We start from the raw sequence: 14,910 nt of genomic DNA, 5'->3' as shown, positions 1-14,910 counted from the left end.
AAGTGGTTAGTTTTTTATCCAGAGAGCAACAATCTTTTAGAAAACAGCCTAAAATTAAAACAAGAAATGTAAGAAAGGACAACTCTTAGAGTTGTCCTTTCTTACTGAAAAATGGATTTTCATTATTTTTCACTAAACGCAATTTGCAATCCAATAAAGCCCAGCAGTGAACCTTTTATGACGTTCATTCTCTTTGCTATAAACGTTTTTCTTAATAGTAGATTACGTATTTTATCCGAAAATACACTAACTGCTATTAAAATGATTAAAGCCTGTACCATAAAAATAATTCCTAAAATAAGCATTTGGATTGATGCATGCCCCAACGTTTTATCAACAAATTGAGGTAATAATGCTAAAAAGAATAAGGATACTTTAGGATTTAGAATGTTCATCAAAATACCTTTTTTGTACAATGATTTATAGTTTAAAGAATTCTGTTTACCAATTGCAAAATCAGATTCTCTTTCTCTAAAAGACTGCCAAGCTAAAAACAATAAATAAGCCGCCCCGGCGTATTTAACAATTGCAAAAGCCAGCGCTGATTGATAAATCACTGCTGAAATGCCAAGGGTCGCTGCAGATATGTGTATGACTAGTCCTGAGCAAAGCCCTAGTGCTGTTGTTATACCAGCTTTTTTATTTTGTGAGATACTTTGGGCAATTACAAACAGGATGTCAGGACCAGGCATCAAAGTAAGAAAGATTGCCGTTCCTAAAAAGGATAATACTAATATTAAGTCCATTTTCTCAGGTCCTCCAAATATTGAAATAAATTTTCATTTTATTATAAATCTAATCTTTTCCAAAACTAAAGTAAAGTATCTACTTAGTCTTAAGGAGGCATTAGTTAAGGGTATGTGTTATTTTATCGTTTTTTCGCCTATTGAATTTTGTAAAAGCATAATGATATGCATTTAAGCGATAAAAAAGGAAAGTATATCAATCCATACTAGCTATCCGATCCGTTTATTAATGGTTCAAGGGATTCAATTCTCTCCCTATCAGGTCCATAAAAGAAGATATATTTAGAACCATTAGGAAGTGTATTTATGCTTTGATTCACAAATGAAACATTATGAGATTTCAAGCGTTCAATTTCGGATTCAATATCTTTAACAGTGAATGCGAGATGATGAACCCTTCCCTCTTCTTGGAATAGATCATCCTTTTTGTCTACTAATTCAACGATTGTCTCTTTTGCGTTCGTAAATCCATGAAAACCAAGAGTCACCCAATATCTAGTTCTAGCTTATCTATCAAATCTAAACGTAATGATAAAATCCAGAAATAATGCCCTATTATAGACTATTAATCTCTAATTTATCTAGTGCTATATAATTATTGTACAATTCTGAAAAATAAATTATTATGTAAAAAATATAATATTAATAACATGTTAGAGAGACTTACATACTTGAAGGGGGTTATTTAATGAAAAACAAGAAAGCAATCTCAGGTCTTTTAGCAGTAAGCTTACTTACAACCGTTCCATGGTCTACTGCTCTTGCCGAATCTACTAAATGGGTAAATGTAAATCAATATGAGGAACAGAATGGAAGTTTATTTAATAGTGAAAACTATAACTTTATGAAATTTTCTCAAATCGGTACAAAATTAACAGAGATTGAAAAACAATCAAATCGAGTAAAAGTTGAAATAAAGGGAACATCAGCTGCAGGTCACCCTCTATATGTTGTTACGATTGCCGATCCTTCTACTCAAGGAAAATTCGGACCTAATAAAGCACTTAGAAAACAAATGTTCAAAAACCCCGAAAAAGCTCAAGAGTGGATTGCGAAAAATCCAGACTTTAAAGTTCCTATTATGATCAATGGTTCCATCCATGGCACTGAGTTTGTAGGAACAGATGCGATAATTCAGCTAATAGAGCGCTTTGCAAAGGATAATGATGAGGTAACAAAGAACATTTTAGCAGATAATATTTTAATCTTTAATATTGTCCAAAATCCAGATGGCCGGATTGATGCTACTCGTTTTAATAGTGAAGGGATTGATTTAAATCGTGATTTTATCACTCAGTCACAGCCAGAAACACAGGAAACCGTTGAACTTATAAAAGAATGGAATCCTATGGTATTTTTAGATACACACGGATATGTTAAAAACTATGGTCCTAACTTGCAAGGATTAATCGAACCTTGTACACCTCCACACAACCCGAACTATGAATATGATTTGTATAATAAGTGGGCATTGGATCAAGCAAAAGCAATGGAAGCTGAGATCATGGGAAATCAGAGTGAATATGGAGGAAGTCTATACAAGACGATGGAAGGAAGTTATATTCCACAACGTAACGATGCAGCAGGTTGGGATGATTATCCCCCTATTTTCGCACCTATGTATGCAATGTACCACGGAGCATATGGACATACTTTAGAAGCACCAACTAATGATGAAGATGGAGTTAAGTGGCAATATGACGCGATTATGGGTGCTTTAAAATTTGCAACAGAAAATAAAGAAGAAATGATTACAGATCAAATTGAAATGTTTAAACGGGGAATTAATTTTGAGCACCCTGCGCATGAGGAAGGATTTTTCCCGAAAGCATACATCCTGCCAGTTGATGACAATGACTCGACAGTAACCGAAAAGGCTGTTAACCATTTACTCAAAAATGATGTTGAAGTTGTACAAGCATCTAAATCATTCGATGTGGACGGAATAATCTATCCGAAAGGTACATACATTGTCCAAATGGATCAAGCGAAAGCGGGCTTAGTAAATACAATGCTATGGGATGGCGAAGATATTTCAAACGATACACCTGCTATGTATGATATTTCTGCATGGAGTTTACCAGAGCTATGGGGCTTTGAAGCAATTGCTACTCAAACTAGTGTAAATGTTGCTTCTAAAAGGGTTAACCAAGTAACAACACAAGGCACCATTTCTGGTAAAGGTCCTTTCCTTATCCCGAATAGCTCTGTAAAGGCTGTTAATCTAGTAAATACTTTACTTCAGCAAGGAATTAGTGTTGAACGAGATACAGAAGGTACTTTTTACACAGAAGCAGAAGCAAATAAAATTTCTTCTGCTGTGAAGGAATCGGGACTCAAAATTGAGACTGAGCAAATCCCAGATCATACAACAATTGTTAAAAACTTAAAAGTTGCCATTTTAAAAGACGGCGGTATGGGAAAAGTTCAATCTCATTCTGGTACAAAGCTAGCGCTAAAACGACTCGGTTTTGATGTAACAGAACTTACTCCTGTTCAGGTTGCTGAACAAGGATTAAAAGAGTATGACGTCTTTTTCTACAGTGGTACTGAAAATCTTATTTCGACGAATTTAAGTGCTGCAAATAAAGAATTTGGATTCCAACATGAAGAACAATTGGCATCCTTTAAAATGAATGTAGAATCCTATCTGAATGAAGGAGGGAAATACATTGCAATCGGGACTGGCGCATCAAGAGCTACTAAAACTCTTGGTTTAACAGATGATACGATCGAAGCTGGAGGCAGTAACAGTAACGGTATCGTGAAAGTGAACTATCAAGGTAATGGAGTAACAGCTGGTTATGATCAAGATGACATAGGTTTTGTCTATCGTCCTGCATGGTATTCAGGAGCAGGAGTTGATAACGATGAAATATTAGCTGCTTATAAAGACTCATCCGATTTCTTTGTAGCTGGACATTGGGTAGGTACTACCAGAGCTAAAGCTCAAGGACAACCGGTAATGGTTCGTGAACAAGATAAAGATGTAATATTAATCGGGTTAGAGCCAGGATTCCGTGATCACACAGACTATCTCTTTAGACTCCTTTCAAATGCTATTTTTGAAAAATAAAAAAAGGATTTGACTCATTAGTTAAACTATTAGCCGAATATTGGAGACTTATAAATCAAAGTTTCCGATGTTCGGTTTAATGGTTTATTTAACTTACATTCAGAGGTTTTCACAAAAATTCAGATGGATTAATTAGTATAAATTTTTTTTGGTTTAGGGGGTAATTATTTACCTTAGCTTTATGGGCATGTGGCGGTACCCCTAGTTGAAAAACAAAAAGTTGCCGAAAATACCCTGCTAGTGAGTAACCATATTTAACAATTAAATCTTTATTATGTTGAATAACAAGAATAATTATATTGTTTGAAGTTAACATTATGACTTGATCGTTATAAAAAGAGAGGGGGTCTTAATATGAACAAACAACGTGCACAAGAGATTGCTGCATCACCAGTTATGGCTAATGTAACCTATAATGAAGCTCCAATCTATATTCAGAATGTGGATGAAAACAATGAAACAGCTAGAATTTATCCTATTGATGAACCACAGAATGAACAAGTGGTTCCTTTGTCTAACTTAAAAGAACATTAAATCTTCAAAGCGTGTTCATTCGATGTGTTCGGCGAGCGGCTATCAGGATGGAAGCAAATTAATGAAACGCACAAGGCAGTATTGCAGGACAGAATACGCTAGTCCAATAATCTTATTTCAACTAAAGAATTGCGTTAGTAAAGATTGGAGCTGCCTTTTAGGCAGCTTTCTTTCTTTTATCAACTATCTGGTCAGTTTAGTTTCATGCTAATTATTGATAATTAACCTGATTTTATAGGAATAATCGTTTTTGGAGTCTTGGTATATGATTAAAGTTATAGCCCTTGTTTTCCTTACGTCGTCTAATAGGAGAAAAGTAACGAAGGTTTTTTTAGAAATGGATCTTTTATCCATGTTTCAAATTAGACCTATTTCCTTTTTGACGAAATATTCAGATTATATATAATCGATATATAGATATATATTGTTATATTTTTCATGTCTATCTATATAACAACATATCAATCGAGAATGTAAACAGCAGAAACTAAGGGATCTGCTGTTTTTTCTTCATAGAAAATGCACCAATCTAATGAAAGGAGGTTAAAAGGTTTAGCCTGTTCAATTAAATTTACTTAGGAGGTTCTTATGAAATCAATTGTTAGTCTGCTAATTACATTGTGCATCTTCTTATCAATCTTTAGTCCAATGAGGGTTCAGGCAAAGCAGCATCAAACTCAAAATGCAGAAAGAGCCGTTCAATCATATGAGTCTCTGCAGCATTACTTTTATAAGAAAGATTCAAAATTGTATTTAGAGGAATTTCCCTATCAAAGCGGAAATCCATATTCCTATGTTTGGCCTTTTTCTCAAGCGATGGCAGGAACCATTGACTTATCAGGAGTACCAAAGATAGGTTCAGATTATGAAGATGATGTACAAGACCGTTTAGATGCGCTTGAACTGTATTGGAACGAAGAAAAACAGCCAAAAGGCTATGACTCTTATGTCCTTGCTCCGTATGGACATGGGGGAGATTTTTTTTATGACGATAATGAATGGATTGGTCTTGAGTTTATTCAGCTCTATAAAATGACTCATGACAAGAAGTATTTAGAAAGAGCAAAAGAAATATTTAATCTTGTAGTCTATGGATGGGACAATGATTCATCACATCCTGCTTCCGGTGGTGTCTTTTGGACACAAGCAGCCTGGAGCAGCGATCGGAATACAGTGTCAAATGCTCCAGGGGCCGAGCTTGGGTTCCATCTATATGAAATAACAGGCAAGACTCATTATTTTCAATGGGCAAAGAAAATGTATGACTGGACAAATCAATACATGCTCGCACCTAACGGGCTTTTTTGGGATCATATTGATTTAGCGGGAACGATTGAAAAAACGCAATGGAGCTACAACCAGGGTGTAATGATTGGAGCGAATGTTCTTTTATACCGTATTACGAATGAGAAAAAATATTTGACAAGAGCAGAAAGCATTGCAAATGCAGCTTTAGCCTATTACGAAGAAGAAGAGCGACTGTATAAACAGCCAGCGAGATTCAATGCGATTTTCTTTAAAAACCTTTTATTGCTAGAAGCAGAAACAAAAAACAAAGAATATTCCCATGCGATGCAAACATATGCAGACAAGGTCTGGGAGCAGTATCGAGACCCTGAAACAGGACTATTTAAATTTGACGGTGAACATCCTGTTACTCTTCTGGAACAATCAGCTATGGTGCAAATTTATGCTTCGCTTGCCTGGAAGAAAAAAGATTACCGGAAAAAAGCTTAATGGTGGTGTTTTATGAATAATCGTAAAAAAATTATATCATGGATGACCATACTGCTTATCATGATGGCTTGTCATCCACTATATACAACAGCTAAAGCACAGTATCCGGAGCATATTTACGTAATCAAAACGTCTGAAATGTCGGCTGAAGAAGCGACAATGATTGCCACTCTTCAAGGCTTATTGGCTCAGCAAAACTCAAAAATTCAGCTTTACCTTGACCGCGATTATGGCGGGTATCAAACATGGTTAAAGGACTTGGAAGAAAACTATGGCATCCCATACTCTTATACGGACAATCCTTGGGAACTTGTGAAGAAATCTAAAATAAAGGACTATATTCTATTTAAAAAAGGAGATGATTCGATCAATTCCGCAACAAGTTTAGCTGGGGTGACCGGAGCAATTGCGGTTGAGGAAAGTCTTGTGAGCAAGGCAGAATTTTATGGTTTAAAAGAAAAAATGGATGTGAGAGGCAAAGATGAAAAATGGGTAAAGGATCATTATTGGCCTCAATTTAAGAAGGATAAAATTGTTGAACAAAAAGAGGATTTTGCCTTCCAATTAAGAGATTTTGCAGTGAAAGAAAAGTCGATGATTTTTTATGACGGAAACTCGCCTTTCCGTTCTGAATTAATGGAGGGACTTAAAAAAGATTCAACAGCATTTGGATGGGGAGATGCATCCTCAGGGGAGGATCAATTTATATCTCCATCATCAAAAGCCGGTGTATTTACGATTCCTTCTGACCATGCTTCTAATCTATCGATATTATCAACTATTAAAACCGGACCTCTTAAGCAGAAAACAGCTGATACAAAGCGGGAGGCAAACAAAAACACCCATTATGTTACATTTTTGATGACAGATGGAGATAATGTCCAGTGGCTTCTCGGTGATTTTCAATCAGACAACAGGTGGTTTTCGAGTAAAGAAAGAGGCACCTTCAATATGGGCTGGGGAATATCCCCGCTGCTTTCTGAACTGGCTCCTTCAGTTATGAACTGGTATTATGAAAGCGCTTCAGAGGGAGAGCACTCTGATCAATTTGTAGTCGGACCATCTGGAACAGGCTATATGTATCCGAGTCAATATCCAGAGAAGGAATTAAATAAGCATGTAAAAAAGCTAAATCAATATATGGGTAAAACAGATCTGCACATTGCACAAATTATTGATTTCAACTCACTGGAAAATAAATCTCTTTGGAACAAATATACCTCGCAGAATAATATAGACGCCTTGTTTTACCTTGAATATTCAAGGTATGACACCCATAAAGGGAAAATTGTCTGGTCAAACGATAAGCCGATCATATCTGCCAGAGAAATGTTATGGAGCGGACTTGTTGGTGCAGATGAACAAAGTGTCATAGAAAGCATCAATTCAGCACCGCGAAATCCTGAAAGTGAACAAGGCTACACACTCGTTTTGGTACATGCATGGAGCAAGTCGCTTTCCGATGTGAAGACCGTAGTGGAACAGCTCGATTCAGATGTAGAGGTCGTGACACCAGAAGATTTTTCGTCCCTCATTAAAGAGAATGTAACCCATTAACATATGGAAGGTGCCGATAAACATGGCACCTTTCTTTAAATCTTAGTTCGTTTCTTTCACAATCTTTTCAGTATGAGATTAAAAGCTTTCTCTTTCGTAGATCCATCTCTTAAGAAAAACTAAAAGAAGGTATGAGCCTTCTTATGCAGTCCCTTGAATTCGGTGCTGAGGAATTGATTTAAACGCATTTATCGCGGGCTTTCCTTTTACTTTAATACTCAATTTCATCGTAATCTTTAGGCTGAGGGACCGGCTGTCCGTTTTCGCTGGTTGAAATATCATTAATTGTTTGCAGCTCCTCTTGCTTTTCCGCACGGTCCTTTTCATTTTGCTTTCCTTTTTTCATCGTGATTAACCCCTTCCAATTATTCTAAAAATTAATATGCACAACTAGAGGTTTCACCATGCATTTAAGAAAAATGCTGCCAAATCTTCAATCGGCTGAATCATTTTTCTATCATAAAAAAAGTATTGGCTCCTCCTTCGCCAAATACCATGATAGCCACTCTTGCTATCCAACCTATTTATATTTTAACTGCATTTTATTAATAAATCGGACAGTCTTTATTAAGGATTGTTAAAGGTTTATTAAAGGCTCTGTTAAGGAATGTTGAATATTCCAATCCTTGAAAAGGGTAACGCTGCTTTTTTAATTTTGAGAATCTGGGCAGACTGGTCGGAAAAGTGTATAAACAACAATTTAAAGTTCATTCTATATACATAATAAGAGAACGATAAAAAGGAGATTACATCGTGAATCCATATGAAATAAATAACATGATTATTGATGACGGGTTTAATGGCGAAGAATCGGTGACAGCTGATTTTACTCACAATAATAAAGAATATAGTGTTACTTTTAAAAAAGCAGACCTTGAAATAATTAATTCCTGGGTTTTCGAAGATGGCACATCCATTCCAGCAAATTTATCAGACAATATGATTGAATCACTAAAAGAAGATGTTAAAAAGAGGATCTAGTCACATGTACTGGATCTTTTTTATATTGGTCCGGAAAAGACTATTTTTGATTTTTTCTAATACTTATTAAAAATGGTGACTAGTACTGAAGTCAATTGGATATGATCACCTGTCATTCTTTGAGAATGATGCATGGCGATAGCCTGAATTGATTTTTGCTGATTAAACATGATTCTATCCCAAATACAACTATGAGTTCGAGCTGCCTCCTGAAGGGCAATGGTTCGTTCACGAATCATGTATGAAAAATTGCTTCATCTTATTAAATTGGGTGAAATGAATCATTTGAACATTGTGAACAGGAATTTTCAAATAGAATCTTGAAGGTAAGAGTAAGAAAATTTAACATGCGGGGTGACAGCAAATGAAGGCAGATGCCGTATTTGAAGGCGGTGGAGTGAGGGGAATTGCTTTCACGGGAGCGATCCAGGCGATGGAGGAAGAACAAGTAGAGTGGGAAAGGCTTGCCGGGACCTCGGCAGGAGCCGTAATCGCTTCACTTCTGGCATGCGGCTATAAGAGCTATGAAATTCGTGATTTGCTGAAAGAAATGGATGTCTCAAAATTTAGAGGAAAATCATTTCTGAACTATATTCCGATTGTCGGAAGCCTGTTTGAGCTTATGATTCATCTAGGATTTTACAAGAATGATTATTTGGAAAAATGGGTGGACACTCTTCTTGCCGCAAAAGGCATCAGGACGTTTGCTGATTTGCCTGAAAATAAATTGAAGATTATTGCTTCTGATGTATCAAATGGTGAAATTCTCATATTACCTGATGATTTAACAAAGTACAACATGACCCGAAGCGACTTGAAAATATCAACCGCTGTCATGATGAGTGCATCCCTTCCGTTTTTTTTTCGGCCCGTCATATGGAAATCAAAATCGAGATATAAATCTTATATTTTAGATGGCGGGCTGCTCAGCAACTTTCCCATTTGGATTTTTGATTCAAAAGATGAACCCCGCTTTCCGACGTTTGGCTTTCTGTTTGTGAAGGATGAGATTAAGATGGGTGCGGTGATCCCGACACCTGTTCATCTATTTAAAAATATTTTTAAAACCATGCTGCAGGCCCATGATCTCAGACATTTGACAGAAGAAACAAAGGGAAGGACGATTCAAATTCCAACAGGAGGCATTACTGCAACAGATTTTGAGCTGAAAGATGAAGAAATAGATTTTCTTTATGAATCAGGATATTCATCAGCAAAGGCGTTTTTAGAAAATTGGAATTTTGAGAAATATAAAGAATTACGAAAAAAAAATAAAAAAGATTAGACCAAATATGGTTGAAATAAAAAAAGCCTATAAATCATTTTGATTTTAAAGCTTTTTTTTTGCCTTGTAAAAATGATTCTATAGGGGGAGAATCAATAAATTATCCTCTAGAGGATGGGACATTCTTTCTATAAATGTTTCGATTTGCGAAATACTCGTTGCATCTTTTATCCTAATTAACGTATATCAAATGTAAGTCTCGAATGTTATGAGTACAACAAACTATTCTCAATTTTTTGAAAATAATTATTCTTTCCTCTATCATTAGATTCATAATAGAAAAGAGGAGGCAGTCCATGAAAAAGGTTCTTAAGAAAAGGTCAATTCCAGTATTACTGACAGCCAGTTTTTTATTAGCCCCAGCAGTCAGTGCCGAAACACCTTATTACGGGAAGGATTACAGCCAGCCTGAACAGGTACGGCCTCTGTTTCCTGAGGTAGAGGCAACGGATGGAACACCTGCATTTGTGAAAGATGAAGAAGCATTTACAACTCAGGAGGAAATGCTTGATTACATAGAAGAGCTGAAAGGGAAGAGTCCATACGTTTCAGTGAAAAACATTGGCACTTCACAAAATGGCCTTGAAATACCGGCCCTCTATTTTACTAAAGATCAAAAAATCAATCCTAGTTATTTATCACGAAAACCAACTGTGTGGATTCAAAGTCAGATTCACGGCAATGAGCCGGCAAGCGGAGAATCTATTTTGGCGATTGCGAGCCGATTGACAGGTGATCTTGGAGACGAGGTATTAGATAAAATTAACGTCATTGTCGTTCCGCGAGTGAATCCGGATGGTTCGTACAATTTCAAACGTCAGCTGCAAAACGGACTTGATGGAAACCGGGACCATGTAAAGCTTGAGTCTCCAGAGGTACAGGCAATTCATCATGAATTTAACAAATTTACGCCTGAAGTTGTGATTGATGCGCATGAATACTCCCCGTATACGAGTTCATTTGATCAATTCGGCGAGGATGGGCTGCTAAAGTATCATGATATCCTCCTATTATCGGGAAGAAACTTAAACATTCCTGAAAAAATCCGCACAATGTCCGACAGCCTGTATATAGATCCGACTTTAAATACTTTAGAAGACAAGGGCTTTACAGGTGACCGCTATTATACAACTGGTGTAACAAACGGGGAGATCGACATTCTTGAAGGGGGAACTGAACCCCGCATTGGACGGAACTCGTTTGGCCTGCAGACATCGTTTTCATTTTTAGTTGAGAGCCGCGGAATTGCCATTGGAAGAGAAGATTTCGGCCGCCGTGTTGCCGCTCAAATCGCGACCCACGAGCATATTTTAAGGCAGACCGCAGAGAATGCGAAAAAGGTAAAAACGACAGTTGCCTTAGAACGGGCAAAGCTTGTTAGAAAAGGGCTGCTTCCTAATGATAAAGATCCAATCATCGTAAACAGCGAAGCAGCTGAGCTTGAAAATCAAACACTTGAAATGATTGATATCGCTTCAGGTACTGTAAAAGATATTCCAGTGAACTATTTCAGCGCAACAAAAGCAGAACCGACGTTAACGAGAGAACGCCCGACAGCCTATGTGCTGAAGCCTGAACAGGCAGAAATTGCTGCCAAGCTTCAGAATCAGGGATTGAAAGGGTTCCAGCTGCCAAAGCAAATGAAGCTTTCAGTTGAAGCCTACGATGTAACAAGCAAAGAGTACACGGAGAAGTATGAAGGCAAACAGCTTGTAGAAGTACAGACAGAGCTTGAAAAGAAAGATGTCGTGTTCCCGAAAGGCACTTATGTATTCTTATCTGCACAGCCAGAAAACAACTTGCTGTCACTCTCTTTAGAGCCGGAATCGATTGACAGCTATGTCACATTTGGATACATTCCCTCTGAAGTTGGAAAAGAGCTGCCGGTCTACAGGTTTATGTTTGACGGGAAGAAGCTGAAGTAAGGGGGAAAAACAAAAAAAGCAGCGGGATAAACATTCCCGGCTGCTTTTTCTTATAGTACGATACTAACAATGATCGCAGATAATATACTTACAAGTGTAGCACCGTAAAGCAGTTTCAATCCAAAGCGGGCAACAACGTTCCCTTGTTTTTCATGAAGTCCTTTAACAGCACCTGCAATAATTCCGATAGAGGAGAAGTTCGCAAAAGATACTAGGAACACAGAGATAATTCCAAGTGTGCGTTCGCTGAAGTTCTCAGATACTTTTGCCAAATCCATCATCGCAACGAATTCGTTTGTCACTAATTTAGTAGCCATAATTCCGCCAGCAGCAACTGCTTCACTCATAGGAACACCCATAATGAACGCAATTGGTGCAAAAATGTAGCCCAAGATTCCCTGGAACGTAATGCCGAAAATCATATCAAAAATATTGTTTACAGCAGCAATTAAGGCAACGAAACCGATAAGCATTGCACCTACGATAATAGCTACTTTAAATCCGTCCATGATATATTCGCCAAGCATTTCGAAGAAGGATTGCTTTTCTTCTTGAATCACCAAGATATCTTCTTCATCTGTAACTGTATAAGGATTGATAATCGATGCAATAATAAATCCGCCGAACAGGTTGATGACGATTGCCGTTACAACATATCTTGGCTCGATCATAGTCATGTAAGCACCAACGATAGACATGGATACGGTTGACATAGCGGATGCACAAAGCGTGTAAAGACGCTGTGATGTTAATTGGCCCAGCTGTTTTTTTACGGTGATGAATACTTCAGATTGTCCAACAATGGCAGATGCTACAGCGTTATAAGATTCTAATTTGCCCATTCCATTGATCTTGCTTAGAACAAGTCCGATTCCTTTCATAATAAAAGGAAGAATTTTAAGGTATTGGAAAATACCAATAAGTGCTGAGATAAAGACGATAGGAAGTAAAACATTCAAGAAGAACGGAGCTTGTCCATCATTGGCAATTCCGCCGAATACAAAGGAGATCCCTTCGTTTGCATATCCTAATAATTTTCCGAAACCATTCGCAATAGCTGTGATCATGACAAGGCCAAATTTAGTATTCAGAAGCAGGAAAGTTAACAGAATTTGAATCACAATCATAAGAGCTACAGGTTTGAACTTAATTTTTTTGCGGTCGCTGCTTGCAACCCATGCTAATCCTAGTACGATCGCTAGACCGAGTAGGGCTATTAGGTATTTCATTTTCTTCACCTCTGAGATATATTTTAAAGCATTTTGGAAAGGATCTGTATACGCTTTCATCTAATTCCATAAAAGATAGTCAGTGTCCTCTGATGTCTGACCTCTGACGTATTCAACTATAATAGATTTATAGAAACAAATCAACCCTATATTTAAAAAGAATTTTGTTTTATTTATAAGATAGTTTGCTACTCATTTTAAATAATAAACCTTCAAATTTAGGGTAAAAATACTGAACAACAAACCCTAATGTAAGCGTGACGATAAATGTCCCGATTCCTATTGCCCCTTGAAAAATAAAAGCAAGAAGAAGAGCAAATGCTTCACTGATAATTCTTGAGTTTCTTAAATTCAAGCCAAAACGTGTATGAATGGCTACCATCAATGTGTCCATCGGGCTTGCAGGAAATTTAGCCTGCAAATATATGGCTACTCCGACGCCCATTGAAAGAATGCCGGCGATAAGAGCTGAAGCCTGGAAAAACAGAACAGTCGGTGAATAATGCTTTAAAACAACCAAAAGCCAGAAATCAATCAGTGCTCCAATTAAAAGAATACTTGCTGCTGCTAAAAGTTCAGGCTTTTTCTTCAGCAAGAATGCATTTATAAAAATTAAAGCGATTCCATTAATGAAAATACAAGTTCCCACTGTCAGGCCAAACATGTTTGATTCACCTACAGCCAGTGCATCCCAAGAGGAAGCGCCTAAACCTGATTTAATAATCAATGCTACACCTAATGTTAAAATTAATAATCCTGTGATGAAAAATAAAGCTCTTTCTTTCATTGAAATCCCCTCTCATGCTGGCACCTATTGTAATTATTTGGATGTTAGTCATCAGACCTCTTTGAACCGTTTTCATCATACTTAATTCTGCCTGCAAAAGCAATATGAAATTTCTTGTAAAGAGATCAAAAAAAGACGCGAGATCCTAAAATCTCACGTCAAGTCGGCTGTTTAGGTAATTATAAAAGTCAAAAATGTTGTGGTAATAAAATAAAATCAGCTGCGTCAGCTCCGGTGCCGAGATCCTCAGCCACATCGGATTGGCCTGTTGAATCTGCCCAAGACGACTTTTAGCTTTTGTTATTAATTCAGCTGTGTCGTTTTAAGAAATTCTTTCGTACGTTCTTCTTGAGGATTCGTAAAAAAGTCATCTGGGTGACCTCTCTCAACAATTCGTCCTTCATTCATATAAACAATCCAATCGGCCACTTCACGCGCAAATTGCATTTCATGGGTCACGACAACCATCGTCATTCCCTCTACAGCAAGCTCCTTCATGGTAGCAAGAACCTCACCCACAAGCTCCGGATCAAGAGCTGAGGTTGGTTCATCAAAAAGCATAATTTCAGGCTTCATCGCAAGGGCGCGGGCAATGGCCACACGCTGCTTCTGACCCCCGGAGAGCTTATTTGGATACACATCGGCTTTGTCAGAAAGACCTACTTTTTCAAGCAGGGCACGAGCTTCAGAGGCTGCCTGCTCTTTCTTCATTTTTTTCACCATTAATGGTGCTTCCATAATATTTTCAATCACCGTTTTGTGCGGAAATAATTGAAAATGCTGAAACACCATTCCGACTTTTTGACGAACCTCATTGATATCATGTGTCGCTTGAGTGATTTCCTCGCCATTAATGATGATTTTTCCATTGTCTTTTTTCTCAAGAAAGTTCAGGCATCTGAGCAGGGTGCTTTTTCCCGATCCGCTTGAGCCGATCAGACAGACAACATCGCTCTCATTTACTTTCAAATCAATATCTTTTAATACGTGCAGGTCACCGAATGATTTATTCAGCTTTTCAACCTTAATCATTTCTTTCGTTTCCAAAAATCA

At 37.4% G+C, this 14,910-nt stretch carries 14 protein-coding genes; 7 read left to right on the top strand and 7 right to left on the bottom strand.

Features of this window, described 5'->3' with window-relative positions:
- Nucleotides 1-122: 122 nt before the first annotated feature.
- Complete coding sequence (locus QFZ72_RS20785) at nt 123-746, bottom strand: LysE family translocator (RefSeq protein WP_307437232.1); 624 nt, start codon at nt 744-746, stop codon at nt 123-125.
- A gap of 206 nt (nt 747-952) precedes the next feature.
- Nucleotides 953-1,234 (bottom strand): VOC family protein, encoded by a 282-nt coding sequence (locus tag QFZ72_RS20780; RefSeq protein WP_307437230.1) that lies wholly within the window; start codon nt 1,232-1,234, stop codon nt 953-955.
- Between the two features lie 200 nt (nt 1,235-1,434).
- Between QFZ72_RS20780 and QFZ72_RS20775 the strand changes: the two genes are divergently transcribed.
- The 4 genes from QFZ72_RS20775 to QFZ72_RS20760 all read left to right on the top strand — a co-directional run bounded on the left by QFZ72_RS20775 (nt 1,435) and on the right by QFZ72_RS20760 (nt 7,650).
- Nucleotides 1,435-3,822: a M14 family zinc carboxypeptidase gene (locus QFZ72_RS20775; protein WP_307437224.1), complete on the top strand. Its 2,388-nt coding sequence runs from the start codon at nt 1,435-1,437 to the stop codon at nt 3,820-3,822.
- A gap of 354 nt (nt 3,823-4,176) precedes the next feature.
- Complete coding sequence (locus tag QFZ72_RS20770) at nt 4,177-4,356, top strand: small acid-soluble spore protein H (RefSeq protein WP_252204575.1); 180 nt, start codon at nt 4,177-4,179, stop codon at nt 4,354-4,356.
- Between the two features lie 588 nt (nt 4,357-4,944).
- On the top strand, nt 4,945-6,093 hold the full coding sequence (locus tag QFZ72_RS20765) for a glycoside hydrolase family 76 protein (protein ID WP_307437219.1): 1,149 nt from the start codon (nt 4,945-4,947) through the stop codon (nt 6,091-6,093).
- A gap of 12 nt (nt 6,094-6,105) precedes the next feature.
- On the top strand, nt 6,106-7,650 hold the full coding sequence (locus QFZ72_RS20760; protein ID WP_307437216.1) for a GxGYxYP domain-containing protein: 1,545 nt from the start codon (nt 6,106-6,108) through the stop codon (nt 7,648-7,650).
- Between the two features lie 211 nt (nt 7,651-7,861).
- Here the strand turns inward: QFZ72_RS20760 and QFZ72_RS20755 are convergent, their stop codons facing one another.
- Nucleotides 7,862-7,996, bottom strand: coding sequence for a hypothetical protein (locus tag QFZ72_RS20755; protein WP_307437214.1), 135 nt, complete (start codon nt 7,994-7,996; stop codon nt 7,862-7,864).
- Nucleotides 7,997-8,403: 407 nt separating this feature from the next.
- Between QFZ72_RS20755 and QFZ72_RS20750 the strand changes: the two genes are divergently transcribed.
- Nucleotides 8,404-8,631 carry a hypothetical protein gene (locus QFZ72_RS20750; RefSeq protein ID WP_307437213.1) on the top strand — a complete coding sequence of 76 codons (228 nt, stop codon included), beginning with the start codon at nt 8,404-8,406 and terminating at the stop codon, nt 8,629-8,631.
- A gap of 56 nt (nt 8,632-8,687) precedes the next feature.
- On the opposite strand, the gene QFZ72_RS20745 is transcribed toward QFZ72_RS20750, so the two are convergent.
- Nucleotides 8,688-8,870, bottom strand: coding sequence for a hypothetical protein (locus tag QFZ72_RS20745; protein ID WP_307437211.1), 183 nt, complete (start codon nt 8,868-8,870; stop codon nt 8,688-8,690).
- Nucleotides 8,871-8,995: 125 nt separating this feature from the next.
- Between QFZ72_RS20745 and QFZ72_RS20740 the strand changes: the two genes are divergently transcribed.
- Nucleotides 8,996-9,916: a patatin-like phospholipase family protein gene (locus QFZ72_RS20740; RefSeq protein WP_307437209.1), complete on the top strand. Its 921-nt coding sequence runs from the start codon at nt 8,996-8,998 to the stop codon at nt 9,914-9,916.
- A 296-nt stretch (nt 9,917-10,212) separates the two neighbouring features.
- Nucleotides 10,213-11,841: a M14 family metallopeptidase gene (locus QFZ72_RS20735; RefSeq protein ID WP_307437206.1), complete on the top strand. Its 1,629-nt coding sequence runs from the start codon at nt 10,213-10,215 to the stop codon at nt 11,839-11,841.
- Between the two features lie 50 nt (nt 11,842-11,891).
- Here the strand turns inward: QFZ72_RS20735 and QFZ72_RS20730 are convergent, their stop codons facing one another.
- From QFZ72_RS20730 to QFZ72_RS20720, 3 genes are all read right to left on the bottom strand, one after another.
- The gene (locus QFZ72_RS20730; protein WP_252208463.1) at nt 11,892-13,070 is read right to left on the bottom strand and encodes a NupC/NupG family nucleoside CNT transporter; all 1,179 of its coding nucleotides are present in this window, start codon (nt 13,068-13,070) and stop codon (nt 11,892-11,894) included.
- A gap of 169 nt (nt 13,071-13,239) precedes the next feature.
- The gene (locus QFZ72_RS20725) at nt 13,240-13,857 is read right to left on the bottom strand and encodes a YczE/YyaS/YitT family protein (protein WP_223441133.1); all 618 of its coding nucleotides are present in this window, start codon (nt 13,855-13,857) and stop codon (nt 13,240-13,242) included.
- A gap of 303 nt (nt 13,858-14,160) precedes the next feature.
- Nucleotides 14,161-14,889, bottom strand: a complete 729-nt coding sequence (locus QFZ72_RS20720; RefSeq protein WP_307439896.1) for an amino acid ABC transporter ATP-binding protein — start codon at nt 14,887-14,889, stop codon at nt 14,161-14,163.
- Between the last annotated feature and the right edge of the window lie 21 nt (nt 14,890-14,910).

Source organism: Bacillus sp. V2I10 (assembly GCF_030817055.1).
Lineage (GTDB): Bacteria > Bacillota > Bacilli > Bacillales > Bacillaceae > Bacillus_P.
The sequence above is the reverse complement of the archived record's forward strand: the minus strand, read 5'-3'. Positions and strand labels throughout refer to the sequence as shown.